Raw genomic sequence first — 24,453 nt, forward strand, 5'->3', positions numbered from 1 at the left:
CTCTCCTCCCGATCCGGCGCCGCTAGCCGCCCGCGCAGGGGCGGTGGCGCCGCATGTCCTTGCGGATGGCCGCCCGGATCTCCTTGATGTGCTCGTCCACGACCTTCTGCTGCTTGGGGCTCAGCTCCGGGTCTCCGCTGAGCGGCTTGCCGTTCTGCCCGATCCGGACCTCCGAGCCGCCGCCCTTGACGTGGGCGTGCGGCGGGGCGTGGTCGTTGGAGTAGATCTGCACCCGGACGCCCCGATCGTTGACGACCGTGCCGACCGGGCTGTCCTCGGTCAGGCCGAGCGGGTCGTACCAGGTGCCGGGGTTGCGGACGTAGGCGTGCGGGGCGAACCCGCCGCCGAGCCCGAGCGGGTCGGGCGACAGGTAGCGCCCCGCGGCGGGGTCGTAGAAGCGGAAGTGGTTGTAGTGCAGGCCGGTCTCCGCGTCGTGGTACTGGCCGGGGAAGCGCAGCGGCACCCTGGACGCCGAGGGCCCGGTGTCCAGGGACACGCCCCAGACCGTCGAGCGGGCCCGCCACTCGACGGCGCCGCTCGCGGACACCAGTTCGGTGGGGGTGCCGACGAGGTCGGTGACCAGGGCGTGGAACCGCTCGTCGACCTCGTCCCGCTCGACCTGCGCCACCGGCCGGTGGCTGCCTGGCAGGTGCTCCCAGGTGGTGGTGCCCGCCACCGCGGCCTGCTCGACGAGGACCTCGCCGTCCCAGGTGAAGCGCACCCGGTCGACGGGCGCGTCCGCTCCCGGCGGGAAGTGCTCCTTGGCGGTGCGGCGGCCGAGGGCGTCGTAGCGGTAGCGCCACGTCGAGCCGTCCGGGGTGGTGACCGAGGTGAGCCGGTCGTCGTGGTCCCAGGTGTGCCGCCACTCGGCCGCGCCGTCCCGCTTGACGGCCAGCCGCCCCTGCCGGTCGTGGTGCAGCTCGGTCCCGCCCACGTGCGTGACGAGGGCGCCGGTGTAGGCGGAGGCGCGCGGGGGCGTGCCCGGCCACCGCGCGGACAGGACGTTGCCCGACGCGTCGTAGTCGTAGCGCTCGTGCCACCCGTCGCCGACGACGGCCCGCACCCGGCCGACCGGGTCGAGGTCGAAGCGCCGCGCCCCGAGGAGGTCGTCCCGCACCCCCACCACGTTGCCGTCGGGCCGGTAGGCGAACTCGCGGTGCGCCAGCACCCGGCCCCCAGGGGCGTGCACGCTCTGGGCGGCCAGCCGCCTGCCCGCGTCCCACCGCTGGGCCAGCACCGCGCCGGAGCCGAGGACGCGCCGCACCTCGCGGCCCGCCCGGTCGTGCTCGAACCCGATCCGGCCGCCCGCCCCGGTCAGCGCGGACGGCCTGCCCGCGCTGTCGTAGTCCCAGCGCGTGCTCACCCCGGCCGGGGTGGTGCGGCGGGTCCGCCTGCCCGCGAGGTCGTGCTCCGAGACGACGGCGCGCCCGTCGACGGTCTCGGTGAGCACCCGGCCCGCCGCGTCGCGGGTGATGACCACCTCGGCGTCGGCGTTGACCGCCCTGGTGATCCGGCCCAGCGGGTCGTGCTCGAACAGCGCGTCGCCGTCCTGGGTGCGCTGGGCGGTGATGTTGCCGACCGCGTCGCGCTCGTACCGCACGACCTGGCCTGCGCCGTTGACCCGCTCGACGAGCCTGCCCGCGGCGTCCCGCAGGTAGCCGAGGACGCGGCCGTCGAAGTCGGTCTCGCGCACCAGCCTGCCCGCGGCGTCGTACTCGTAGCGCCACACCAGCCCGCGCGGGTCGGTGACGGCGACGAGCCGCAGCTCGGTGTCGTAGTCGAACCGCAGGCGCGCGCCGTCCGGCCCGACCTGGGCGGCGGGCAGGTCGAAGTGGGTGGTCTCCAGCCGCGTGGTGGCGCCGTTCGGGTCGGTGTGCTCGACCTGGTTGCCCTCGGCGTCGTAGCGCCAGCGCTCCACCGCGCCGTCCGGGTGGGTGCGGGTGAGCGGGCGGCCCTCGACGGTCCAGGTCTGGTGGACCGCGCTGCCGGTGGGGTCGATGACCGAGGTCGGGCGGCCGAACAGGTCCCTGGTGTAGCTGGTGGTGGCGCCGTCCGGCTCGATCACGGCCAGCAGCGCCCCGTGCGGGTCGGTGAGCACGCGCCGCGTGTTGCCGAGCGGGTCGGTGACCTCGCGGACGTGCCCGCGCTCGTCGTAGGCGTACCGGGTGACGGCGCCGACCGGGTCGGTGACCGAGGTGGTGTTGCCGCGCTCGTCGTGCTCCTGGCTCCACCGCGAGCCGTCCGCCTCCACGACGGCGACCGGCAGGCCGTGGGGGCCTTGCTCGATGGTGGTGGTCGCGCCGTCCGGCCGGGTGACGGCGACGACGTTGTCGGCGTCGTCGTAGGCGTAGCGGGTGGTGAGCCCGAGCGGATCGGTGCGGGTGAGCAGCCGGGAACGCGGACCCCAGGTGCTCTCGGTGACGCCGCCGAGCGGGTCGGTGTCGCGGACGAGCCGCCACGCCTCGTCGAACTCGTAGGTGCTCACGTGCCCGAGGGAGTCGCGGTAGCGGGTGGTGCGCCCGTCGTACTCGATCGCGCAGGCCAGCGCGCCACCCGAGCCGTCCGCGCCGGTGCAGCGGCCGTCGCGGTCGTAGGAGTAGGAGTACCAGCGGCCGTTGCGGTCCTCCCAGCGGGCGAGGCGGCCGTCGGCGTCGTACCGGAAGGTCGCGGGGACGCCGGAGGAGTTGTGGACCTCGGTGAGCTGGCGCGCGTCGTCGTACCGGTAGCGCACGAGCGGCACGCCGCCGCCGCGCGGGTCGTGCAGCCGCAGCTCCACGACCAGGCCGTCGGCGGAGAGCACGTCCAGGACGCGCCCGCCCGAGTGCCGGACGCGGACCGGGACCCCGTGCCCGTCGCGGTCGACGTCGACCCGGTTGCCGTTGCGGTCGACGATCGCGGACAGCGGCAGCTCACCGTGCGGGGGACCGCTGAACACCAGCGTCAGGCCGTCCCTGGTGAGGTGGTGGCCGTCGGCGGTCCTGGTGAGCGGCAGCGGCGGTCCCTGCTCGGGGAGCGCGGGGACGTCGGTCTCCGCCTGGTGCGGGTAGAGCAGCACCAGGCCGTCGTCGGCGACGAAGCAGGCGCCCCGGTCGTCGATCTCAAGGCGCTGGTCGAGCGTGGAGGTCCAGCGCGGCCCGAACGCGCGGCCGGTGGCGTGGGCGGACACGTGGGTGCGGCGGACGAGCAGGTCGGGGGCGCCGGGCAGGTCGACGTCGACCTGCGTCATCAGCACCTCGCCGGTCGCGAGGTCGACGGGGTCGCCGCCGGTGCACTTGCTCTCGGCGGGGCGGCAGGCGCGCTGCGGGTCGACCTGGTCGCGCGCCGGCGCGTCGCCCTTGCCCGGTGAGCCGCCCTTGCCGGGCGCGGGGTTCCCCGCACCGCTCGGGGAGGTGGCCCCGGAGGGGCTGGTCGTCCCGGTCGGCGAGGTGCTCCCGGAGGGCTGGTCGGCGCCAGGAGCCCTGGCCGGGGCGTCCGGGCTGCTCGCGCCGGAGGGTGAGGTTGCGCCTGACGGGCTGGTGGCGCCTGACGGGCTGGTGGCGCCGGAGGGCGAGTCGGGGGTGGCCGGCCTGCCACCCGCCGGACTCGGCGCGTCCGGGCCGCCGGGCGCGTCGCCCCGACGCCCGAGCTTGCCCAGCTTCCGCATGATCTCGCCGAGCTTGTCCACCACCGCCCGGATGCGCGGAGCCACGTTCGAGATCGTCTTCACCAGCTTGCGCACCAGGTCCGCGATCCGCGAGCACATCCGCGAGATCGCCGTGACCGCCTGCGCCACGATCACCGGCGTGGCCAGGCCGAGGGTCGCCACCGCCTCCAACGCCCACGCGATCAACCGGCCGACCAGCTCGGCCACCAGGTCCCGCACCAACTCGCGGACGGCGGCGACGACCTCGCCCATGGCCATCACGCCGATCCCGACGCCCTCCGCGAGCACCCCGGCCCCGGCGATCGCGTCAACCGTCTCGGCGTTGGCACGGCGGAACGCCTGCGCCGCCTCGCCCTCCCACCCAGCCGCCTCCTGCCTGCCCAACTCCTCCGCCACCGCCCTGACCTCGGCCGCGACGTTGCCCCACGTCTCGCTGAACGACCGGATCACCGGCGGATCACCCGCAAGCCAGTCCAGGGCCTCCTTGAGCGGCTGCACGTGCTCCATCAACCAACCCACGCCGTACGAGGCCACCGTGCCGACGGGGTCGATCACCATCGACAGCACTTCCAACCCGACCCCGACACCCCCGAGCCCGGCCTCGACCCAGTTCCCGTCCGCGATCCCGTTCGCCAGGTCCACCGACGACTCGGCGATCCCGATCCCGGCCACCGCCGAGGTGTCCTCCGAGGGCGTGGCCACCAGAGGGCTGTTCACGCGTTCATGCCGTCGAAGTCCGCCGACTGCTCGCTCTCCCGCCGGTCGTACTCGCGGGAGGTCTCGCGCAGCTTCGCCGCGTTCCCCGCCACCGCCTCCGCCGCGGCGGACAGCGCCTGCACGCCCATCTCCTCGAACGGCTGGAGCAGCGCCGCGAACGGCTGGCAGATCACCCCGTAGGCGGAGTCGTTCATGGCCACGGTCCGCCCCGCGTCGGCCGCCCCGGTCAACCGCCCCGCGAGCCCGTCGACCCGACCGGCGAGCGCGTCGATCTCCCCCGCCACAGCTTCGTAACCGGTCACACGATCCCCCAGGGCAGTCGCAGTCGCAGAAATCCCACCGTCCCGTGGACGCCCCGCGCCGCCGGCCGGTTCCCCACCCCGGATGCCCCGATCGGGGGAAGTTCCCCCCAGCCTCACCCCATGGTCGTCCACCGCGCGCTGCTCTGGTGCGGCGCGGCCGGTTCGGCGCTGTTCCTCGCGCTGCTCCTGCTCGACGACGCCGTCAAGCCCGACTACGACCCGCTCCGCGACGCGGTGAGCGAGGCCGCGCTCGGGGCGGGCGGCTGGGTGCAGACCACGAACTTCCTGCTGTCCGGCCTGCTCATCGCGGTCTCCGCACCGGCCGTGGCGAGCCGGGTCGGCCGCTGGACGGGCGCGCTGGTCGCCCTGGTCGGGGCGGGCCTGGCGCTCGCGGGCGCGTTCCCGACCGACCCGGTGCCCACCGACGCCCCCACCTGGCAGGGCGCGGTCCACAACACCGCCGGCACGCTCAGCTCGGTCGCGCTGATCATCGCCTGCTTCACCGCCGCCCGCTGGCGCCCCACCCCCCGGTGGCGCCGCTGCAGCCTCGCCGTCGGCGCCGCCGTGCCGCTGGCCTTCGCGGTCGGCGCGCTGTCACCGGACACCTTCGGCCTGTGGCAGCGCCTCACCAACGCGCTCGGCTGGACCTGGCTGATCGTCCTGGCGCTGCGCGCCGACCGGCAGCCCTGATCAGGCGGGTTCCGCGCCCTCCGACGCGCGCACCGACTCCAGCAGGTTCTTCGCCACGTCCCGCAGCTTGGTGTTCTGCCGCTGCGACTCCTCCGCCAGCTTCCGGAACGCCTCGTCCGGCCCGATCCCGTGCGCGGCCATCAGCACCCCCTTGGCCTGGTCGATCTCCGCGCGGGACAGCAGCGCCCGCTGCAGGTTCGCGATCAGCGCCCTGGACCGCTCGTACCGCCGGGCCCCGGTGATCGCCGTGGACGCCGCCGTGGTGAACAGCCGCAGCAGCGCCTCGTCGAACGGGTCGAACCCGTGCTCGTCCTCGCTGTACAGGTTCAGCGCCCCGAGCAGCCGGTGCCCGTCCACGTCCACCACCAGCGGGGCCGACAGGTAGGCCCGCGCCCCGGCCCGCTCGGCCGCGTCGGCGAAGTCGGGCCACCGGTCGCGCGCCTCGGTCACCGACACCCGCACCGGCTTGAGCGAGTGCGCCGCTTCCAGGCAGGGCCCGAACCCGGCCCGGTACTGCACCTCGTCCACGTCCGCGACCAGCTGCTCGGTCGCGGCGGCGGTGCGCCCGCCCTCGCCCTCCACGAGCGTGACGCTGACCGCCGTCGTGTCGGGGATGACCCGCACGGCGGACTCGGCGAGCTGGTTCAGCACGCCCGCGAGCGGGTGCTCGTCGGCGAGCTGAGCCATGAGGTCTTCCAGCGCCTGACTGGCCTCGTCCAGGTGCTCAGCGGCGGTGGCATCGGTGTTCACACCGCATTGTCTACACCCCGGACGCCATAATCACCCGCACCGGAAGGGGGCCGCGTGCGCGTGCTGCTCGTGGAGGACGACGACGGCGTCGCCGACGCCCTCGTGGAGGCGTTGCGCGACCACGGCCACCGGGTGCGCCGGGTCCGGCGCGGGGCGGACGCGCTGCTGGTCCACCGGGACCACGACCTGGTGCTGCTGGACCTCGGCTTACCCGACGTGGACGGCCTTGACGTGCTGCGGAAGCTGCGGCTGGTGGGGTCCGCGCCGGTGCTGGTGCTGACCGCGCGCGGCGACGAGCGGTCCGTCGTGCGGGGCCTGCGGCTGGGCGCGGACGACTACCTGGTGAAGCCGGTGCGCCTGGGCGAGCTGCTGGCGCGGATGGACGCGGTGGTCAGGCGCACAGCCGTGACGAGCGCGACAGAGCGCGTGCGCGTGGCCGACGTGGAGATCGACCTGGCGGGCAGGCGCGTGCTGGTCGCGGGCGCGGAGGCGAGGCTCACCGCCAAGGAGTTCGCGGTCCTGGCCGCGCTGGCCAGCCGGGCGGGCACGGCGGTGAGCAGGCAGCAGCTCATGGACGAGGTGTGGGGCGACGCCTACCTCGCGGTGTCCCGCTCCCTGGACGTGCACCTGGCGGGCCTGCGGGCGAAGCTGGACCGGCCGGGGCTGATCACCACGATCCGGGGCTTCGGCTACCGGCTGGGCGGCTGAGCCGGGTGCGCCGCCGGTTGCTGCTGGTGCTGCTGCTGTTCTCGTCGGCGGCGGTGGCCGGGTTCGCGGTCCCCCTCCTGGCCACGACCGCCGCCGAGCGCACCCAGCGGTTCGCGCTGGACCGCACCGCCGACCTGGACCGGTTCGCCGCGCTGGCCCAGCAGAGCCGCGCGACCGGCGACGCGGTGCCGCTGGCGGCCGAGGTCCGCGCCCACGCCGAGCTGTACGGGGAGCCGGTGCTGGTGGTGGACGCCCGCCGCGCCCCGCTGGCAGGGACGGACGCCCCCGAGCTGGCGGGCGCGCTGGACGCGGCGCTGCGCAACCAGCCCGCCGCCCCCGTCCCGACGGTGCTGCCGTGGTCGTCCGGCGAGGTCGTGTTCGCCCGCCCGGTCGGCACCGGAACCCGCGTGGAGGGCGCGGTGGTGCTGCGGGCGAACGTGGACCGGGCCGCCGCCGACGTGGCCCGCCGCTGGCTGTGGGTGCTGCTGGGCGCGCTGGCGGCGGCGGCCGGGTCGGTGCTGCTGGTGGTGGCCGCGACCCGCTGGCTGCTGCGCCCGGTCGCCGAGCTGGAGGCCGGGGTGCGCGCGGTGGCGCTGGGCCACCGCAACGCGCGGGTGGCTGCGGTGAGCGGACCGCCGGAGCTGCGCGAGCTGGCCGTGCTGTTCAACCGGATGGCCGAGACCGTGGGCGAGGCGGCGGAGCGCCAGCGCGCGCTCGTCGCGGACACCTCGCACCGGCTGCGCAACCCGATGGCGGCCCTGCGGCTGCGGCTGGACGCGCTGGCCCCGAACGTGCGCCCGAGGGGCGAGCGCGCGTACGCGGCGGGCCTGGCCGAGGCCGACCGCCTGGAGTCGATGCTGAACGCCCTGCTGGCGCTGGCGTCCGCCGAGAGCCGCACCACCGAGACCGCGAGCGGCGACCACGACGAGCTGTGCGACGTGGGCGCCGTGGTGGCCGACCGCGCCGACGCCTGGCGCACTCCCCCGCCCCCGCCGACCCCGCTGCCGGTGCTGGCCAGGTGCCGCGCGGAGGACGTGGCGCAGGTGCTGGACGTCCTGCTGGACAACGCCGACAAGCACGGTGGGACGGCGCGGGTGGCGGTGGGCGCGGACCGCGCGGCGGGCACGGCGTGGTTCGAGGTCCACGACGACGGCCCCGGCCTGCCCGAGGAGGCCCTGCCGCGCGCCACCACCCGCTTCTGGCGCGGCGACACCGGTGCGACCGGCACCGGTCTGGGCCTGGCGATCGCGGACGAGCTGGTCAGGGCCTGCGGCGGCCGGTTGCTGCTCACCTCGCCGGGCGGCCTGCGCGCCCGCGTGGAACTGCCCCTGGAGCCGCCGCTGTGACCGCCCGCCCGCCGTTCCCGCGCCGCACCGCCCTGCTGGCCTGCGCGCTGACCCCGCTGCTGGCCACCTGCGCCCCGAGCGCCCCGCAGGCCACGACCGTGATCGCGGCGGGCGAGGAGGGCGGTTTCTACCTGGACTTCGCCACCCTCCTGGCCGCCCAGCTCCCGTTCCCGGCCACCCCGCGCCCCACCGAGGGCAGCCGCGACAACCTCCGCCTGCTGGCCGCCCGCCAGGCGGACCTGGCGCTGACCCTCGCCGACGCCGCCCAGGAGGCCGAGGACCTGCGCGCGCTGGGCCGCGTGTACGAGAACTACCTGCAACTCGTCGTCCCCGCCGACTCCCCGGCCCGCGCGGCGAGCGACCTGCGCGGCCTGCGGGTCTCGCTGGGCGCGCCGGGCTCGGGCGCCGCGCTGGCGGGCGACCGCCTGTTCACCGCCCTTGACCTGCACCGGACCACCCGCGTGGACCACCTGCCGTTCCGCACCGCCGCGCGCGAGCTGGCGGCGGGCCGGATCGACGCGCTGCTGTGGTCGGGCGGCGTCCCCACGCCCGTGCTCGCCGACCTGGGCGGGGTCCGCCTGCTCCCCCTGGCCGACGTCCTGCCCGCGCTGCGCGCGCTCGGCGGCGACCACTACGAGCAGGTCACCGTCCCGGCGGGCGTCTACGGCGCCACGACCGAGGTGCGCACGATCGGCGTGGCGAACCTGCTGGTCTGCCGCCCGGACCTGCCGCAGGCCACCGCGGGCGCCACCGCGCGCACCCTCGCGGGCCGAGCCGCGTCCCTGGTCCCCCACCAGGCGCTCGGCGCGCAGTTCCTGGACGTCCGCAGCCTGATCACCACCCACGGCGTCCCCCTGCACCCCGGCGCCGCGTCCGCGTACCGCGACCTGCACGGCTGACCGGCTAGCGGTTCTCCGAGTAGGCCCGGCGGAGCCAGTCGACGGTCTCGCCGTCCACCTCGTCCGCGCTGGTCACCGCGATCCGCACGGTCAGCGAGGCGTTCCCGGACACCGCGACGGCCGACAGCCGCCCCACCGGCTCCTGCCCGGCCAGCCGCAGCCCGAGGTCCACCCGGTCCCGCCCGACCGGCCGCAGCACCGCGTAGGTCCGCCGAGGGGTCACCAGCGCCACGTGCGTGCGCCGGACCTGCACGTGCTGGGCCCCGAACGTGCCGCCCTCGGCGACCAGCCGCTCCAGCACCGGCCGCAGCTCGGGCCGCCCCGCGTACTGCGCGGCCAGCACCCCGGAGGCGACCCCGCCGAGCGGCCCTGGGCGGCCGAACCGCTCCATCACCAGCAGCAGCTGCGGGTACCCGAGCACCCCGCGCTCCCGCAGCCACCGCCGGACCCCGGCCTCGGTCCCCTCGCCGCACCCCAGGACCCGCCGGTTCCACTCCGGCACCCCGGCCCCGGTCTGCCTGCGCAGCAGGGTGGCCGACCAGTCGGCCACCTCCTGCCACGCACGCGCGGTCGTCAAGGCAGGCGTTGCCCGAGGAGCAGGGCCCCGGCCACGGCGAGCATCCCGACCAGCGTGCCCGCGATGAGCCACGGCCTGCTGGCGTCGGCCTGCTTCTTCTCGTAGCCGATCTGCTCGCCGAGCGTGTCGTACACCCGCCGCAGCTCCTCGGCGGACGCCGCCTTGAAGAACTCGCCGCCGGAGATCTTCGCGATCTCCTTCATGGACTCGTCGTCCACCGGCACTTCCTGCGCCTTGCCGTTGATGTCGACGCTGCCGCGCTCGGTGCCGAAGGAGATCGTGGAGATCGGGATGCCCGCCTCCTTGGCGTCCCCGGCGGCGTCGGTGGCCTTGCGGGTGCCGACGGTCTCCTTGCCGTCCGTCATCAGCACGACGCGCGCCGGTGGCGGTCCGTCCGCGCCGCCCACGACCTTGCCGAACGAGTCGATCGCGGACAGCGCCGCGACGATCGCGTCACCGGTGGCGGTGGACTGGGCGAGCTTGAGCCCGTCGATGCCCTGCGACACCGCCGAGCGGTCCGTGGTCGGCGCGACCAGCACCGTGGCCGAGCCCGCGAACGAGATCAGCCCGAGGTTGATGCCCGGCGTGAGCCCCTCCGCGAACGACTTGGCCGCGACCTGCGCCGCTTCCAGGCGGGTCGGCTGCACGTCGGTGGCCTTCATGGACAGCGACACGTCGATCACCAGCATCACGGTGGCCCGGTTGCGCGGCACCTTCTGCTCGGCGGTCGGCCCGGCGAGCGCGACCGTCAGCAGGATGAACGCCACCATCAGGAACGCGGCGGGCACGTGCCGGTACCAGCCCTGCCTCTTGGGCGCGACGCGCTCCAGCAGGGCCAGGTTCGCGAACCGCAGCGAGCGCTTGCGCAGCACCCGCTGGAGCACCACGTACAGCGCCGCGAGGCCTGCGACGACCAGCAGCAGCAGGAACCACCACGCCGAGGCGAATCCCGACAGGCTCATCAGGCCACCCCTCCCGACCAGCGGCGCTTGCGGGCGACCACGAAGCGCACGGTGTCGGCGATCCAGTCCGAGTCGGTGCGCAGCACCAGGTGTCCGGCCCCCGCGCGGCGCAGGCCCGCGGCGACCTCGGCGCGGTGCTCGGCGGCGGCGGCCGAGAACTCGCGGCGCAGCAGCGGCGAGGCGACCACCTCGCGCTGCCGCCCGGTCTCCGGGTCGGACAGCACGACGGTGCCCACGTCGGGCAGGTCGATGTCGCGCGGGTCGACGACCTCGATCGCCAGGAGGTCGTGCCGGGCGGACAGGGCGCGCAGCGGTCGCTGCCACTCCAGCTCGCCCAGGAAGTCGGAGATCACCACGACCAGCCCGCGCCTGCGCGGCGGTCGGCGCAGCTGCTCCACGAGCTGGGCGAGGTCGCCCCTGGTGCCCTCGGGCGCCCTGGGCGTCTCGGCGACCTTGCGCACCAGCCCTCGGGCGTGCGCGAGGCCGCCGCGCGCGGGGACGCGGACGACCTGCTCGCCGGTGGACACCAGCGCGCCGATCCGGTTGCCGCCGCCCCTGGTCAGGTGGGCGGCAGCCGCGACGCCCGCGACGACCAGGTCGCGCTTCTCGCACGCGGCGGTGCCGAAGTCGAGGCTGGGCGAGAGGTCGACGGCGACCCACGTCTCCAGCTCGCGGTCGGCGACGGTCTCCCGGATGTGCGGGACGGTGGTGCGCGCGGTGACCGCCCAGTCCATCCGGCGCACGTCGTCGCCGGGCTGGTACGGGCGGGCCTCGCCGGGCTCGGAGCCGGGTCCGGGGACCAGGCCGAGGTGGTTGCCCTGGAGCAGCCCGTCGAGCCGCCGGTTGACCTCCAGCTCCAGGGTGCGCAGTGCGGCCTCCATGCGACCGCCGTGCAGCGCGGGCGGGGCCCAGTGGGGCCGGTCCGCCGCGCTCTCCGGCTCCGCGTCGGGGTTCAGCCCGCTGGGGTTCTGCGCCCCCGAGGCCTGCGCTCCCGGTCCTGCGGTGGGGTGGTCGGCTGCGGTCACGGCCTGCCCACGGGCTGCGGCGCGCCGCCTGCCTGGGGCCGGGCCGACACCTGCGGCAGCGGCACGGTCTGCAGGACGCGGGTGATGATGTGGTCCAGCGGGACGCCGTCGGCGAGCGCGTCGTAGGACAGCACGAGCCGGTGCCGCAGCACGTCCGGCACCACGTCCACGACGTCCTGGGGCAGCACGTAGTCGCGCCCGCGCACCAGGGCCAGCGCGCGCGAGGCGGCGATGATGCCGAGGCTGGCGCGCGGCGAGGCGCCGTACGCGACCCAGCCGGCGACGTCGTTGAGCTGGTGCTCCTTGGGCGCGCGGGTCGCGATGACCAGCCGCACCACGTAGTCCACCAGCGCGTGGTGCACGAACACCCGCGAGGCCACGCCCTGCAGCCGCACCAGCTCGTCCGGGCTGAGCACCTGCTGCGGGACGGGGGCCTCGACGCCCATCCGGTAGACGATCTCCCGCTCCTCCTCGGCCGTGGGGTACTCGACCTGGATCTTGAACAGGAACCGGTCGCGCTGGGCCTCGGGGAGCGGGTAGACGCCCTCGTTCTCGATCGGGTTCTGGGTGGCCAGCACCAGGAACGGCGTGGGCATCGGGAAGGTCTTGCCGCCGATGGACACGTGCCGCTCGGCCATGACCTCCAGCATCGCGGACTGGACCTTGGCGGGCGCGCGGTTGATCTCGTCGGCGAGGACGAAGTTCGCGACGACCGGGCCGAGCTCCACGTCGAAGCTCTCGCTGGCCTGCCGGTAGATGCGGGTGCCGAGGATGTCGGCGGGCACGAGGTCGGGCGTGAACTGCACGCGCGAGAAGCTGCCGCCCACCACGGTCGCGAAGGTCTCCACGGCCAGGGTCTTGGCGACGCCGGGCACGCCCTCCAGGAGCAGGTGGCCCTTCGCGAGCAGGCCGACGAGCATCCGCTCGACCAGCCGGTCCTGGCCGACGATCACCCGCTTGACCTCGAACACGGTGCGTTCGAGCAGCTGGGCGTCACGAGCCGGCGTGGTGTGCGCCTCGGCGGCGGGCTCGGACAAGGGTCCTCCTAGACGGGGTTGTGCGACTTTCCCAGTGTCGCCCCCGGCCGGTATGGACCTTGTGAAGACCCCCCTGCCGACCAGCGCCCCCGCTCGGGACACCGCCCGATCGGGTAACCGGCGCGGGGCGCGGGCGGGCTTATCGTCGCAGGTTGTGGAAGAGGAGTTCTGGGTGGACTCGTGGGCCGAGGGCGGGTCCCGCACGAGTTTCCACCTGAGGAGGGTGCACCCGCACGCCGAGCTGCTGGCCGAGCGCGTCCCCCTGGAGGGGCGGGTGGTGCTGGTGCCGCTGTGCGGGAAGACGGTCGACCTGCTGTTCTTCGCCGAGCGGGCGGAACGGGTGGTCGGCGTGGAACTGGTCGGGCGGGCGGTGGAGGAGTTCTTCGCGGAGAACGGCCTGTCGCCGACCGAGGTGGACGAGGGCGTGTTCACGGCGGGGAACCTGACGATCCGGAACCAGAGCTTGTTCGACCTGGGGAGGGGCGACCTGGGGAGGGTGGACGTGGTGTACGACCGGGCCGCGCTGATCGCGTTCCCGGAGGCGATGCGGGGCCGGTACGTGGCGAAGATCCTGGAGCTGGCGGAACCGGGGACGAGGTACTTCCTGAACACCCTGGAGTACCGCCCGGCCCTGGACTCGCCACCGTTCTCGGTGGGGCCGGGGGAGGTGGCCGGGTACTACGGGGAGGCGTTCGAGATCGAGCACTGGGTGGACGAGGCGCAGCCGGGGCACCGGATGGTGGAGAAGTTCGGGCTGGAGGAGCTGCGCGAGCACGGGTTCTTGCTGCGGCGGCGCTAGCCTGGCGGCGTGGTGGAGCGGGTGGGCAACGGCGGGGTTGGCGGGGCGGGCGCGGCCGGCGAGTCTGGCTCGGCCGGCGGGGTTGGCGGGGTTGGCGGGGTTGGCACGGCAGGCGGACCGGACGTGGCCGGTACGGCAGACCTGGCCGGCGTGTCCGGTACCGCAGGTACCGCTGATGCCGCAGGCGCCTCAGGCACCGCGCGTGCCGCGTGGTCAGCCGTAGTCCTGAGCGGCGGTCGCGGCAGCAGACTGGGCGGGGTGGACAAGTCGGACCTGGTGGTCCGAGGCCGAACCCTGCTCAGACACGCCCTGGACGCGGTCTCCAACGCCGCCCAGGTGATCGTGGTGGGCGCCCCGAAGAACGAACCCGACGTCCAGTGGACCCGCGAATCCCCACCGGGCGGCGGCCCACTGGCAGGTCTGGCAGCAGGCGTGGCCCTGGTGGAACACCCGTGCGTGGTAGTCCTGGCGGTAGACCAACCGGGCGTGACGGCATCCACCGTGTCCCGCCTCCTGACCTCGGGCCCGAACACCGTTCTGGTGGACGCGGACGGCAGAACCCAGTGGCTGACCGGCGTGTGGCGAACCGAGGAGCTGAGAGCCGCCCTGCCCCAGGACCCGAGGAACGCCCCGATGCGCGCGGTGCTGGCGGAACTGGTGGAAACCAGACTCCCCGCGACCGAGGCGGAGTCCAAGGACGTGGACACCCCTCAAGACCTAGCCGACCAGCACTGACCCCTCACCTCAAACGGCCACTGCTCAGGCACACCCAGCCGCCCCGCACACCGCCCCGCACCCGCACACCGCGTCCCTTGGGCCACACATCAGTCCCACGCGACTCATGGCCCTATCAGGCATCACTCGGCCCAAGCCTCTTCAGACGCCACTCGGCACAGGCCCCATCGGAAGCCGCTCGGCCCACTCCACCAGGTCCCGCAATCGCCCCCCCGGCGAACGGACCACTCACCCTCGATCAAAGGTCCACCGCCCCGGTTGAACGGACCGTTCAACCGACACTCCAGCACCCCGACACCCCTTCCCCCACCTCAGGAGGGCGACGAACGGTCCGTTCAACCCACAGGTGAACGGACCGTTCACCTCGACCAAAAGCTCCCCTCCTCGGTTGAACGGACCGTTCAACCGGGGAGACAACACTCCTCACCCCTGCCTCTCGGCGAAGCAATGAACGGACCGGCCAAACAGCAACGATCGGACAGCTCACTACGAGTTGAACGGACCGTTCACTCCCCACCAGGGGCGACTGCTGACTCACTGGCTAATCGTGCTGTTTACCGCGCTACTGAGGGGCGGGCTGCTGACTTGTGGGGTAATCGGGCTGTTCGCCGCTCTGCCAGGGGACGGACTGCTGGTCTGCGAGGTGAGCGGTCCGTTCACCACTCTGTCGGAGCGCGAACTGCCGGAGGGCGCACTGCCGGAGGGCGAACTGCCGGAGACAGACTGATGGAGGGCGGGGTGATGGAGGGCGGGGTGAACGGACCGTTCATCGTGTCGCTGGAGCGCGGACTGCCAGCTTGAAAGTTGAACGGTCCGTTCAACGTTATTGAACGGACCGTTCAACGCTTGAACGGAGGGCAGTTTGCTGGCTTGAGGGGTGAACGGTCCGTTCACCCCCGGTTGAACGGACCGTTCAACCGACTGGCCCCCGCCACCGACCGCTCAACCAACCGGCACCCGCCACCCCACCCCCCAGCCACCACAAGCCACACCACTCCCCCGTCACCACCCCTCAACCGCAAACCACCCCACCCTCACCCCCGCAACTCCCGAACCCGCCGAAGCAACCGAGCACGCTCGCGCCCCGCGAACCACCCGTTCACCACAGCCACCACCCCCAGCCCCCCGATCACCCCGAGCAGCCACCCCCCGGCCGCCCCCCGCACGATCACCAGCGCCCCGACCGAGAACACCGCCCAGGCCGCACCCCCCAACCAAGCCGCCACCACCCGATCACGCGCGTACAACGGCGCCCTCCGGGTGAGCACCCACAACGCGAACCCCGCCCACCCGACCCCGATCACCATCAACACCGCGAACGACGCCGCCGTCCGCACCGGCAGCGCGGCCTCGGTCGCCCACAGCACCCCGATCAAACAAGCCCCCACCAACCCCCCAAGCCCCACCAGCAGGTAACCAACCCGCCGCCGCAGCGACAGCACGGGCCGCAGCCCGCCGAGAACGTCCTCCGGGTTCACGCCGGGTACCCCTTCCGCTCCAGTGCGGCCCGCAGCAGGCCGCGTGCCCGGTTGAGCCGGGACTTGACGGTGCCCACGGGCACGCCGCACACGTGCGCGCAGGTCTCCAGCGCCAGATCTTCGAGGTGGAACAGCACGATCACCTCGCGTTCCAGCGGCGGCAGGTCCGCAAGCCCCGCCGCGACCGCCTCCCGGTCGAGCACCAGATCCGCGACCGGATCGACGGCGGGCTCACCGAACCCACCACCGAACCCACCACCGGCCCCGCCGCCGCTCCCCCCGACCCCACCAACCCCACCGTCCCCGTCCAACAACCCGACCCGAGGCTCCCGGTAAGACCCGCGCAACCGGTTCACCACCGCGCGCCGGGCGATCGTGTACAGCCAGGGCGTGAACCGCCCCGCGTCGCGCAGCTTCGGCAACCCGGCGAACACACCGATCCACACCTCCTGGACCGCGTCGTCGTCGGCGCGCCCGAGCATCCGGGCCACGTACCGCTCCACGACCGGGTGCCACCCCCGCACCAGCTCGGCGCAGGCGTCCCGCTCACCGAGCTTGCAGCGGAGGACGAGCAGCTCGTCGTTGTCCATGTGACCTCCTCGCCCGGTTCAGTCGCCGAACGGGCCCGCGAGGTTCACGACCCGAAAAAGCGGGACCGCGCCAGAGTGGCACGGCCCCGCTCCCGAATCCCAAGCCCAACAAGAAAACCAAGCGCAAAAACCAAGCGAAAAACCCAGCGCAAAAACCTCAGAGCAACCGCGTCACGTAAGGCACGATCCCGCTGTACCGAACCGGCGACACCTTGACCGCCGACCCCGAGTAGGGCGCCTCCAGCATCATCCCGTCCCCCAGGTACAGCGCCACGTGCGTCCCCCCGCCCGGCCCCCAGAACAGCATGTCCCCCCGCCGCGCCTGCTCCAGCGGCACCCGGTCGCCCGACGTGTACTGGTACCCCGAGTAGTGCGGCAGGTAGATCCCCACCCCCGCGAACGCGTACATCATCAACCCGGAGCAGTCGAACCCCACCGAGTAGTAGTCACCGTGGACGTCGCCCTCGCCGCCGTCCCGCACCCCCACCGTGGGCCCGGTGTAGTTCCCCCCGCCCCACGAGTAGCGCACCCCGATCTGGGTCATGGCCCGCGCGATCACCGTCTCCACGCCCTCGCCGACCGGCCCGCCCCCACCCGCCGGTGGCGCGATCACCACGGGCGGCCGGAAGGCAGCGGCGGCGGCGTCCTCGCGCCGCTTGTCCTCCAACCACCGCCCGTACCGCTCGCGCTGCGACTCCAGCCCCTCCACGGACCCGAGCGCCTGCTCCAGCTCCCCCTGCACCCGGCCGCGCTCCTGCTCGATCGCGCCCGCCTGCTCGCGCTGCGCCCGCTGCGCCTGCACCGCCGCCGCCATCACGCCCTCGGCTGCGCGCTGCGCGTCGTCGGCCGCCTTCTCCTTCTTCTCCGCCTCACCGCGCGCGGCCCGCGCCGCGGAGTCCTTGTTGGCCGCCTCGTCCTGGGCCTTGTGCAGGTCATCGAGCGTGTCCAGCCCGAACCCGCCGACCGCCTCCAGCAGCTGGGCGCGCGCCAGCAGGTCCTCGGGGCTGGTCGCGCCGAAGTAGGCGGTGACCGATCCCAGCGCGCTGCCGTGCTCGTAGCTGGCGGCGGCGAACTCGTCCAGCGCCGTGCGGGAGCGCTCCACCGCCTCGAACGCCGCGTCGGACTGGGCGCGGGCCGAGTCGGCCTCGGCGCGCGCGGAGTCGGCGGCGCCGCGCGCGATGTCCAGGTCGACCCGCGCCTTGTTCGCCAGCTCCATCTTGTACGCGACCTCGCTGTCCAGCGCCTGCAGGCGGGACTCGGCCTCGCTGAGCTTGCTGTTCAGCTCCCCGACGCGCGCCGCGGCGGCGTCAGCGGCCTCGTGGCCCTCGCTGATCTCGCTGTCGCTGGGGTTGGGCGGAGGCGGGGGGACAGCCGCTGACTGTCCCGTCAGGACGAGGAGAGCGACCAGCGCGACCACACCGGAACCCGTCCACCGACCCACCGCTCCCGCCTCCGCCGCGTCGACCCGTTGCGCCGTTCGGCGCAACACCTCGACGGAGACTGTGCCACCGCCCCACGAGGGCCTTCAGCGCCACACGGGCAACTTCAACCACACGGGTGGCTGACGCGCACGATCAGTTGACCTCGCGGTTGAGGTCGCTCCAGTAGGGCGAGCGGAGCTTGAACTTCTGCACCTTCCCGGTGGCGGTGCGCGGGATGGCGTCCCGGATCTCCACCGACGTCGGGGCCTTGTACCCGGCCAGCCGCTGCTTGCAGTGCGCGATCAGCTCGGCCTCGGTGGCGGACGCGCCGTCGGCGAGCACGACGAGCGCCTTGACCGTCTCGCCCCACTTCTCGTGCGGGACGCCGATGACGGCGGCCTCGGCGACCGCCGGGTGGTCGTACAGCGCGTCCTCCACCTCCACGGAGGCGACGTTCTCGCCGCCCGTGATGATCACGTCCTTCTTCCGGTCGGAGATCACCAGGTGTCCGTCGTCGTCGACGTGCCCGCCGTCGCCGGTGTGGAACCAGCCGCCGTCCAGCGCCTCCGCGCTGGCGCCGGGGTTGTCCCAGTAGCAGTCCATGACCACGTTCGAGCGGGCCAGCACCTCGCCGGTGTCGGAGATCCGCAGGCGGGCGCCGAGCGCGGGCGCGCCTGCGCGGGAGAGCTTGCGGGCGCGCTCCTCGTCGGTCAGCCCGTCGTCCTCGGGGCGGGCGCGGTTGAACGTGAGCAGCGGCGCGGTCTCGGTCAGGCCGTAGATCTGGAGGAACTCCCAGCCCAGCTCGGCGGTGATCCGGGCGATGACGCGGCTGGGCGGCGGGGCGCCCGCGCACACCACCCGCACCGCGCCCCGCCCTGGGATCTCGCCGTCCCAGCGGGCGGCGGCGTCGAGCACCGCGCTCCACACGGCGGGGGCGCCGCAGATGAGCGTGACGCCGTGGTCGCGGACGCGGCGCAGGATCTCGTCGCCGTCGACCTTGCGCAGCACCACCTGCGGCACCCCGAGACCCGCCAACCCGTAGGGCATCCCCCAGCCGTTGCAGTGGAACATCGGCAGGACGTGCAGGTAGACGTCCCGCTCCCAGGCGCGGGTGTGCATGGCGAAGGTGACCGCGTTGATCCACACGTTGCGGTGGGTCAGCCGCACGCCCTTGGGCCGGGCGGTGGTGCCGGAGGTGTAGTTGACGGTGGCGGTGGCGTCCTCGTCGGGTTCGCGCCACGGGCGCGGTGCGACGCCGAAGAGCATCAGCTCCTCCTCGGTGTGCGCGCCGAGGGTGAAGCGGTGCGGGGCGCGGACGCCGCCGAGTTCGAGCTCCGGGTCGACCAGGAGCGCGGTGGCCCCGCTGTGCTCGACGATGTGGGCGACCTCGGCGGGGCGCAGCCGGTAGTTCACGGGCACGCAGATCCGCCCGCTGCCGGGCACGGCGTGCAGGAGTTCGAGCATCCGCGCCGAGTTGTGGCTGACCACGGCGATCCGCTCGCCCTCGCCGATCCCGAGCGCGTCGAACCCGGCCTGCCAGGCGCGGACGCGGTCGGCGAACCCGGCGTAGGTGGTGGTGGGGACGGGTGGCGCGGGTTGGTGCGGCTCGTCGACGACGGCGGTGGTCGAGGCGAAGGCGACCTCGGCCCGGTCGAGGAAGTCCGCAACGGTCAGCGGTACGCGCATCCGCCGACGTTATTCCGAGCCGGGGGCCGCTGACCAGGGACGATGCGTCTCAGTTGGCGGCGGATCGGTTCAGTGCGCGCAGGCGCGCGCTCACTCGCAGAGCAGCAGGAACCGCCGCCCGAGGTCCTGGGGCGAGCGGGCCCGGTCGGCGCGGCCCGCGATGAACCGGGCGAGGTGCTGGTCGGCGACCTGGACGGGCTCGGCGAACACGACGTGGCTGACGTTCTCGCTGTGGTCGGGGGTGCTGAGCGAGCCCTCGTACCGGTAGAAGGCGCGCCGCCCCGGCAGGAGCGCGCCGAGGTCGAACGAGGTGGGCGCGCCGCCCTCGCCGTCGGCCTCGTACCGCAGCAGCACGGAGACGATCAGGACGTGCAGGGCGCGCTCGGCCCGGACGTGCACCGCGTGCAGCTCGGCCTGCTGCGGCTCCCCGTCGACCCAGTGCTCGCCGGGCCGGTGGAAGTGCACGTTGGCGAGCCGGAACACCTCGTCCCCGAGCGCGGCCTCCTGCGCGACGACCGGCCGGAACCGCTGCCCGTGCGGCTCGGCGACGACGTCGAACCGCTGGCTCCCCCTCTCCCACCGCAGGTCGAGCGACCCGCTCGCGCCGGGGACGACGATGGGCGCACGGAGGTTGACCGGTGACTGCCAGGAGGAAGCGTTGCGCACACCGGCAGAAGACCAGACCCCCGGTCCCCGCGCCGGTCGACTAACCCGTTGGTGGGGTTCGCCCCCGGCGCGTCACCAGGTGCTCGGGTCGCCCCAGGTGCGCACCGGCCCCTCGCCGGTCACCGGCACGGCCACGAGCTCGGGCAGCGACACCCCGACCGGCCGCCGGTCGAGCGCGCTCGCCAGCGGGTCGCACGGCGTCGGCTCCCCGTTGCAGATCAGCACCGCCGCACCGGCGCGGGCCGCCAGCGGCACCAGGTCCGACGCCGGGCTGACCACCAGCGACGTCCCGGCGACCAGCAGCAGGTCGCAGTCCACCACGGCGGCGCGGGCCGCCCGCAGCACGTCCGGGTCGAGCGGCTGCCCGAACGCGACCGTGGTGGCCCGCAGCACCCCGCCGCAGGCCGGGCAGTCCGGGTCGTCCTCCCCGCCCCTGACCCGCTCCAGCGCCTCCCGCATGTCCCCCGGCGACCCGCAGTCGGTGCACGCCGTCCGCAGCAGCGACCCGTGCAGCTCCACGACCCCCCGCGCCCCGGCCCGCTGGTGCAGCCCGTCGACGTTCTGCGTCAGCAGCGCCCGCAGCCGCCCGGTCCGCTGCAGCTCGACCAGCGCCCGGTGCGCCCCGTTAGGCTCGGCGACCCACATCGGGTGGTGCAGCCGGGCCAACCAGACCCGCCGCCGCACCCCGAGGTCGCTCAGGTACTCCTCGGGGGTGTAGGACCGCCCCGCCTCGGTGACCCCGCTCAGCGACCCGTGCGGCCCACGGAAGTCCGGGATGCCCGACTCGGTGGAGACGCCCGCCCCGGTCAGGACCGTGATCCGACGAGCAGCGGCCATCGCTTCCTGGGGCGTCACCACACCACCGTGTCACGTCGCGCGCCGGGACCGGAAGCCGGGTCGGTGCGAGCATGACCGTGCCCGGCTCTCCGGTTCGCGGGCGTGCGCTTCGGATGACACGGGCGGTGGTCGCGGGTGGTGCGTCGGGGTTCGGTCGGGCGGGCGCTCGGGGTGCTCGCGCTGGTGGCGGGGGTGCTGTCGGGGGGTCTGGTCGCCGGTCAGGCGGTGCGGTCCGGCACGTCCGACGCCGGTGGCGACGGGCCCGCCGAGGTGGTGGCGGGGTTCCTCGGGGCGCTCGCCGGGAACGACCTCGCGGGCGCGCTGGGGGCGTTGGCGCCCGCGGAGGCCGCGGTGGTCGTCGACCACGGCCGCGCGGTCGTCGCGGAGGGGAGCAGGTTGTCGCTGATCAGCGCCCTGCCCTCGGTGCGCGGCGGGGGCGTCGCGGTGGGCGGGACCCGCCGGATCGGCGAGCGGGCGGCCGTCACCGAGGTGGTGGGCGGCTGGTTGACGACGTCGGCCGCCGCCGGGGACGTGGTGACCGGGAGCCTGGCGGAGGCGCTCGGGGCGTCGCCGGACGGGCGGGGGTGGACGGTCGACTTCGGCGAGCTGGGCGCGCGGCGGGGCGCGCCGGTGGAGATCGCCACCGTCGAGGTCGGCGGTCGGTGGTACGCGAGCGCGCTGCGCACCGCCGTGCACGCCCTGCTGGACGGCCACGGGCTCGACTGGCCTCGGCGGGGGATCGCGCCGATCGCCGAGAGCTCGCCGGGAGCGGCCGTGCGCCGGTTCGCCGAGGCGGTGGCCGGGGGCGACCTGACCACCGCGATCGCGCTCCTGCCGCCGGACGAGATGGGCGCCGTCCAGGCCGCCGGACCGGCGCTCGTGGACCTGGCCGGGGCGGTGCCGAGCGCGGTGGGCGTGCGGGACATCGAGGTCGACGTGTCCGAGACCCCCGAGGGGGCCCACGCGGTGGTCCGGGCGCTGACCCTGACCACCGGGGGCGCGAGCGGCCGGTTCACCCGCGAGGGCGCCTGCTACACCCCGGACACACCAACCCGGCCGCTGTGCGCGAACGACCTGGCCGCCCTGCTCACCCCGCCGGACGCGCCACCGGAGACCCTGGACGTCCTGGCGCGGGTGCTGGAGCGGCTGGTCACCGAGGGGGTGCCCGTGGTGGCGACGCGCGGGTCCGGCGGGTGGCACGTCAGCCCGGCCCGCACGCTCGTGCGAGCAGCACTGACCGCCGCCCCCGCACTGGCCCCGGCCGACGTCGGGGTGCTGCTGGCGGCGTTCGCCCGGACCGGCTGAGCGGGCGCGGCTACCGGGGCACCGCGGCCGGTGGCGGCCCCAGCAGCAGGACCTTGCGCGCCGCGCCTGCCAGCGCGTCCGCGAGCTCCACCTCGGGACCGGCCGCCAGCAGCGCGGTCTCCCCGGCCGCGCGGGCGAACCGCTCCGGGTCGACCTCCGCCTCCGCCCGCAGCAGCAGCACCGAGTCGCCGACGCGCTCGGGGAAGTCCTCCGGGTCCACGTCGACCTGCCCGAGCGTGAACGGGTGCGCCGCGATCTCCACCACCAGCACCCCGTCGCGCAGCTCCTGCCGCGCCCACCCGTCGCTGCCCATCAGGAACAGCACGCCGACGCCCTCGACGCAGTGCCTGCGCAGCGCCGCCACGGCCCGCTCCCCCGGCGTCCCACCGGGGTCGACCAGCAGCACCGGCACCGGCAGGTCCGGCTCGTCGGGGCGCACCCCGTCCACGAGCCGCAGCCGGGGGCTCATCTCCGCCTGCCCTTGGCCGCGTCCGCGATGGCGAGGCCGATCGCGATCAGGCCGGTCAACCCGATCCCCGAGCGCCCGGCCCCGCCCGGCTTGGCCGAGGGCGCCCCGCCGACGCAGTCGGAGGACGACGCCGACCCCCGGTCGACGCAGCCCTTCCCGCTGTCGGAGGCCCGTTCGACGGGACCTCGCGCCCCGCGCCCGCCAGCGCTCCGGCCGACGATGTCCCACGGCCCCGGTCCGGTGGTCCCCATCCAGGTCACCCCCTGCGCGATCCGATCACCCGAGCAGCCAGGGTAGCGGCCACCACCAGGCCCGAGGCGATCACCGCCGACCAGCCCAGCGCGGGCACGGGCGCGACCCGCCCGCCGAGCGCCCCGAGCACCGCCCCGACCGGCGGCACCGGCCCCAGCGGGTAGGCGGCGACGGTCAGCGCCAGCGCGGCCACGGCGGTCCACCCGGCCCGCACCACCACCGGTCGCGCGCACAGCAGCCCGACGCCGACCCCGGCGACCGCGCACACCAGGTTCGCCGCGAGCCCGGTCAGCACCACCGCCGCCGGGTAGGGCCTGCTCTGCGTCAGCACCGGGACCAGCGTGCCCAGCACCGCCGCCCCGCACGCCCACACCAGCGCGGCCAGCGCCACCCCGACCCGCGCCCGCGCCCACCCGCCCGAGGCCGTCACGGTGACCGCGTGCCGCACCGGGTCCTCCGACCCCGCGACCACGATCGCGAGCCACACCGACACCGGGTATAGCAGCGCGCTCGACCCGATGTAGGCCTGCGGCGCCTCGCCCGCGTCCCCGGCGTAGAGCATGGCGAGCACCGCCAGGAGCAGCAGCACCGGCGGCAGGAACCGCTGCCCGCGCGCGACGTCCGCCACCAGGTACCGCACCAGCGCGAGCGTCCTCACGACCGCACCCCGCGCACCGAGCACCCCAGCCGCAGCGCGAGCGCCAGCACCTCGTCGCTGCGCCCCGGCTCGACCTCCACCCGGACCCCGTCCCCGCCCCGCTCGGCCACCAGCACCCCGTCCGCCGCCCTGACCTGCTCGAACACCGCCCCCGCCCGGTCGAGCTCGATCACGACCACCCGGTCCCGCCCGCCGCCGAGCGCGAAGTGCCGCGCCCCGGCCGGCTCGCGCCCGGTGTGGTCGGTGACCAGCACCCCGGCCCCGTCCTCCCGCGCCCGCGCGAGCAGCCCGACCAGCGCGGCGCCCGCGCTCGCGTCCAGCCCGGACCACGGCTCGTCCAGCACGAGGAGCCCGCGCGCGTGCAGGGCCTGGGCGAGCGCGACCTTCTGCGCGTTGCCCTTGGACAGCGCGGACATCGGCCCGTCCGGATCACCCGCGAACCCGAGCGCCTCCACCAGCTCCCACCGGTCGGCCACCCCGCGCACCGAGGCGAGGCGCCGCAGGTAGTCCCGCGCGGAGAACCGCACGTCGGGGGGAAACCGCTCGGGCAGGTAGCCGACGTCGTCCGCGCGCGTGGCCCGCCCCTCGTCGGGCCTGGTCAGCCCGGCCGCGACGCGCAGCAGCGTGGACTTGCCCGCGCCGTTGCCACCCGCGACCACGACCAGCTCGCCCGCCCCGACGTCCAGGTCGACCCCGCGCAGCACCCAGGGCCCGCGCCCGTACCGCTTGCCGACCCCGGCCAACCGGGCCGCACTATCCCCGACCGCGCCATCCCCGGCCGCACCGCGCACGCCACCCAGCCCCCAGCCGCTCACCCGCGACACCCTCCCACCGGGCGCGGCCCGCCCCGACCCGCCACGCCGCCCGAGGTCACCGGCCCCAGCGGGTCCCCGCAGCACCA

The 24,453-nt window shown here is 74.9% G+C and carries 23 protein-coding genes and 1 pseudogene; 7 read left to right on the top strand and 17 right to left on the bottom strand.

Going from position 1 to position 24,453, the window contains the following annotated elements:
- Positions 1–22 precede the first annotated feature (22 nt).
- Positions 23–4,360 carry an RHS repeat-associated core domain-containing protein gene (locus tag LV78_RS25830; RefSeq protein WP_253848212.1) on the bottom strand — a complete coding sequence of 1,446 codons (4,338 nt, stop codon included), beginning with the start codon at positions 4,358–4,360 and terminating at the stop codon, positions 23–25.
- Positions 4,357–4,662, bottom strand: coding sequence for a type VII secretion target (locus LV78_RS25835; protein WP_253848213.1), 306 nt, complete (start codon positions 4,660–4,662; stop codon positions 4,357–4,359). Before LV78_RS25835 ends, LV78_RS25830 begins: the two co-directional genes overlap by 4 nt.
- A 120-nt stretch (positions 4,663–4,782) precedes the next feature.
- Between LV78_RS25835 and LV78_RS25840 the strand changes: the two genes are divergently transcribed.
- A complete protein-coding gene (locus tag LV78_RS25840; RefSeq protein WP_253848214.1) occupies positions 4,783–5,352 on the top strand; it encodes a DUF998 domain-containing protein in 570 nt (189 codons plus the stop codon).
- Here LV78_RS25840 and LV78_RS25845 read toward each other — a convergent pair whose 3' ends face one another.
- Positions 5,353–6,102 (bottom strand): ANTAR domain-containing protein, encoded by a 750-nt coding sequence (locus tag LV78_RS25845; RefSeq protein ID WP_253848215.1) that lies wholly within the window; start codon positions 6,100–6,102, stop codon positions 5,353–5,355. It abuts the gene before it with no gap.
- Between the two features lie 54 nt (positions 6,103–6,156).
- Here LV78_RS25845 and LV78_RS25850 point away from each other — a divergent pair, with 54 nt between their 5' ends.
- Genes LV78_RS25850 through LV78_RS25860 form a run of 3 tightly spaced genes read left to right on the top strand, consistent with a single transcriptional unit; the run spans position 6,157 to position 9,055 of the window.
- Positions 6,157–6,810, top strand: coding sequence for a response regulator transcription factor (locus LV78_RS25850; RefSeq protein ID WP_253848216.1), 654 nt, complete (start codon positions 6,157–6,159; stop codon positions 6,808–6,810).
- A gap of 5 nt (positions 6,811–6,815) precedes the next feature.
- Positions 6,816–8,156 carry a sensor histidine kinase gene (locus LV78_RS25855; RefSeq protein ID WP_253848217.1) on the top strand — a complete coding sequence of 447 codons (1,341 nt, stop codon included), beginning with the start codon at positions 6,816–6,818 and terminating at the stop codon, positions 8,154–8,156.
- Positions 8,153–9,055: a TAXI family TRAP transporter solute-binding subunit gene (locus LV78_RS25860; RefSeq protein WP_253848218.1), complete on the top strand. Its 903-nt coding sequence runs from the start codon at positions 8,153–8,155 to the stop codon at positions 9,053–9,055. The genes LV78_RS25855 and LV78_RS25860 overlap by 4 nt, the downstream gene beginning before the upstream one ends.
- 4 nt (positions 9,056–9,059) lie before the next feature.
- On the opposite strand, the gene LV78_RS25865 is transcribed toward LV78_RS25860, so the two are convergent.
- From LV78_RS25865 to LV78_RS25880, 4 genes are all read right to left on the bottom strand, one after another.
- Positions 9,060–9,632, bottom strand: coding sequence for a DUF5655 domain-containing protein (locus LV78_RS25865; protein WP_253848219.1), 573 nt, complete (start codon positions 9,630–9,632; stop codon positions 9,060–9,062).
- Complete coding sequence (locus LV78_RS25870) at positions 9,629–10,594, bottom strand: VWA domain-containing protein (RefSeq protein WP_253848220.1); 966 nt, start codon at positions 10,592–10,594, stop codon at positions 9,629–9,631. Before LV78_RS25870 ends, LV78_RS25865 begins: the two co-directional genes overlap by 4 nt.
- Positions 10,594–11,475: a DUF58 domain-containing protein gene (locus LV78_RS25875; protein ID WP_253848348.1), complete on the bottom strand. Its 882-nt coding sequence runs from the start codon at positions 11,473–11,475 to the stop codon at positions 10,594–10,596. The genes LV78_RS25870 and LV78_RS25875 overlap by 1 nt, the downstream gene beginning before the upstream one ends.
- 140 nt (positions 11,476–11,615) lie before the next feature.
- Entirely contained in the window at positions 11,616–12,656 is a 1,041-nt protein-coding gene (locus tag LV78_RS25880) for an AAA family ATPase (RefSeq protein ID WP_253848221.1), read from the bottom strand.
- Between the two features lie 154 nt (positions 12,657–12,810).
- On the opposite strand from LV78_RS25880, the gene LV78_RS25885 reads away from it, so the two are divergent.
- Positions 12,811–13,455 (top strand): class I SAM-dependent methyltransferase, encoded by a 645-nt coding sequence (locus tag LV78_RS25885; RefSeq protein ID WP_253848222.1) that lies wholly within the window; start codon positions 12,811–12,813, stop codon positions 13,453–13,455.
- A gap of 150 nt (positions 13,456–13,605) precedes the next feature.
- Positions 13,606–14,190: a molybdenum cofactor guanylyltransferase gene (mobA, locus tag LV78_RS25890; protein ID WP_308208761.1), complete on the top strand. Its 585-nt coding sequence runs from the start codon at positions 13,606–13,608 to the stop codon at positions 14,188–14,190.
- 1,034 nt (positions 14,191–15,224) lie between these two features.
- On the opposite strand, the gene LV78_RS25895 is transcribed toward mobA, so the two are convergent.
- From LV78_RS25895 to LV78_RS25920, 6 genes and pseudogenes are all read right to left on the bottom strand, one after another.
- Positions 15,225–15,668, bottom strand: coding sequence for a hypothetical protein (locus LV78_RS25895; protein ID WP_253848223.1), 444 nt, complete (start codon positions 15,666–15,668; stop codon positions 15,225–15,227).
- The gene (locus tag LV78_RS25900) at positions 15,665–16,258 is read right to left on the bottom strand and encodes an RNA polymerase sigma factor (RefSeq protein ID WP_253848224.1); all 594 of its coding nucleotides are present in this window, start codon (positions 16,256–16,258) and stop codon (positions 15,665–15,667) included. The genes LV78_RS25895 and LV78_RS25900 overlap by 4 nt, the downstream gene beginning before the upstream one ends.
- Positions 16,259–16,415: 157 nt before the next feature.
- Positions 16,416–17,699: an NlpC/P60 family protein gene (locus tag LV78_RS25905; protein WP_253848225.1), complete on the bottom strand. Its 1,284-nt coding sequence runs from the start codon at positions 17,697–17,699 to the stop codon at positions 16,416–16,418.
- A gap of 133 nt (positions 17,700–17,832) precedes the next feature.
- Positions 17,833–19,365: an AMP-binding protein gene (locus tag LV78_RS25910; RefSeq protein ID WP_253848226.1), complete on the bottom strand. Its 1,533-nt coding sequence runs from the start codon at positions 19,363–19,365 to the stop codon at positions 17,833–17,835.
- Between the two features lie 90 nt (positions 19,366–19,455).
- A pseudogene (locus tag LV78_RS25915) lies at positions 19,456–20,046 on the bottom strand (carbonic anhydrase family protein); the annotation flags it as partial.
- Positions 20,047–20,103: 57 nt separating this feature from the next.
- Positions 20,104–20,868: an SIR2 family NAD-dependent protein deacylase gene (locus tag LV78_RS25920; protein ID WP_253848350.1), complete on the bottom strand. Its 765-nt coding sequence runs from the start codon at positions 20,866–20,868 to the stop codon at positions 20,104–20,106.
- Positions 20,869–21,003: 135 nt separating this feature from the next.
- On the opposite strand from LV78_RS25920, the gene LV78_RS25925 reads away from it, so the two are divergent.
- On the top strand, positions 21,004–22,173 hold the full coding sequence (locus LV78_RS25925) for a hypothetical protein (RefSeq protein ID WP_253848229.1): 1,170 nt from the start codon (positions 21,004–21,006) through the stop codon (positions 22,171–22,173).
- Positions 22,174–22,183: 10 nt separating this feature from the next.
- On the opposite strand, the gene LV78_RS25930 is transcribed toward LV78_RS25925, so the two are convergent.
- Genes LV78_RS25930 through LV78_RS25945 form a run of 4 tightly spaced genes read right to left on the bottom strand, consistent with a single transcriptional unit; the run spans position 22,184 to position 24,295 of the window.
- Positions 22,184–22,642 carry a hypothetical protein gene (locus LV78_RS25930; protein WP_253848230.1) on the bottom strand — a complete coding sequence of 153 codons (459 nt, stop codon included), beginning with the start codon at positions 22,640–22,642 and terminating at the stop codon, positions 22,184–22,186.
- On the bottom strand, positions 22,639–22,893 hold the full coding sequence (locus LV78_RS25935) for a hypothetical protein (RefSeq protein WP_253848231.1): 255 nt from the start codon (positions 22,891–22,893) through the stop codon (positions 22,639–22,641). Before LV78_RS25935 ends, LV78_RS25930 begins: the two co-directional genes overlap by 4 nt.
- 5 nt (positions 22,894–22,898) lie before the next feature.
- A complete protein-coding gene (locus LV78_RS25940) occupies positions 22,899–23,552 on the bottom strand; it encodes a hypothetical protein (RefSeq protein WP_253848232.1) in 654 nt (217 codons plus the stop codon).
- Positions 23,549–24,295: an ABC transporter ATP-binding protein gene (locus LV78_RS25945; protein WP_253848233.1), complete on the bottom strand. Its 747-nt coding sequence runs from the start codon at positions 24,293–24,295 to the stop codon at positions 23,549–23,551. Before LV78_RS25945 ends, LV78_RS25940 begins: the two co-directional genes overlap by 4 nt.
- Positions 24,296–24,453: the final 158 nt, after the last annotated feature.

Origin of the sequence: Actinosynnema pretiosum (genome assembly GCF_024171695.1) — a bacterium.
GTDB classification, from domain to species: Bacteria; Actinomycetota; Actinomycetes; order Mycobacteriales; family Pseudonocardiaceae; genus Actinosynnema; species Actinosynnema pretiosum.

Coding starts and splice junctions, on each gene's coding strand:
- LV78_RS25840 (WP_253848214.1), top strand. CDS start 4,783: ATGGTCGTCCACCGCGCGCTGCTCTGGTGCGGCGCGGCCGGTTCGGCG.
- LV78_RS25870 (WP_253848220.1), bottom strand. CDS start 10,594: ATGAGCCTGTCGGGATTCGCCTCGGCGTGGTGGTTCCTGCTGCTGCTG.
- LV78_RS25875 (WP_253848348.1), bottom strand. CDS start 11,475: ATGGAGGCCGCACTGCGCACCCTGGAGCTGGAGGTCAACCGGCGGCTC.
- LV78_RS25900 (WP_253848224.1), bottom strand. CDS start 16,258: ATGGACAACGACGAGCTGCTCGTCCTCCGCTGCAAGCTCGGTGAGCGG.
- LV78_RS25910 (WP_253848226.1), bottom strand. CDS start 19,365: ATGCGCGTACCGCTGACCGTTGCGGACTTCCTCGACCGGGCCGAGGTC.
- LV78_RS25920 (WP_253848350.1), bottom strand. CDS start 20,868: ATGGCCGCTGCTCGTCGGATCACGGTCCTGACCGGGGCGGGCGTCTCC.
- LV78_RS25930 (WP_253848230.1), bottom strand. CDS start 22,642: ATGAGCCCCCGGCTGCGGCTCGTGGACGGGGTGCGCCCCGACGAGCCG.
- LV78_RS25935 (WP_253848231.1), bottom strand. CDS start 22,893: ATGGGGACCACCGGACCGGGGCCGTGGGACATCGTCGGCCGGAGCGCT.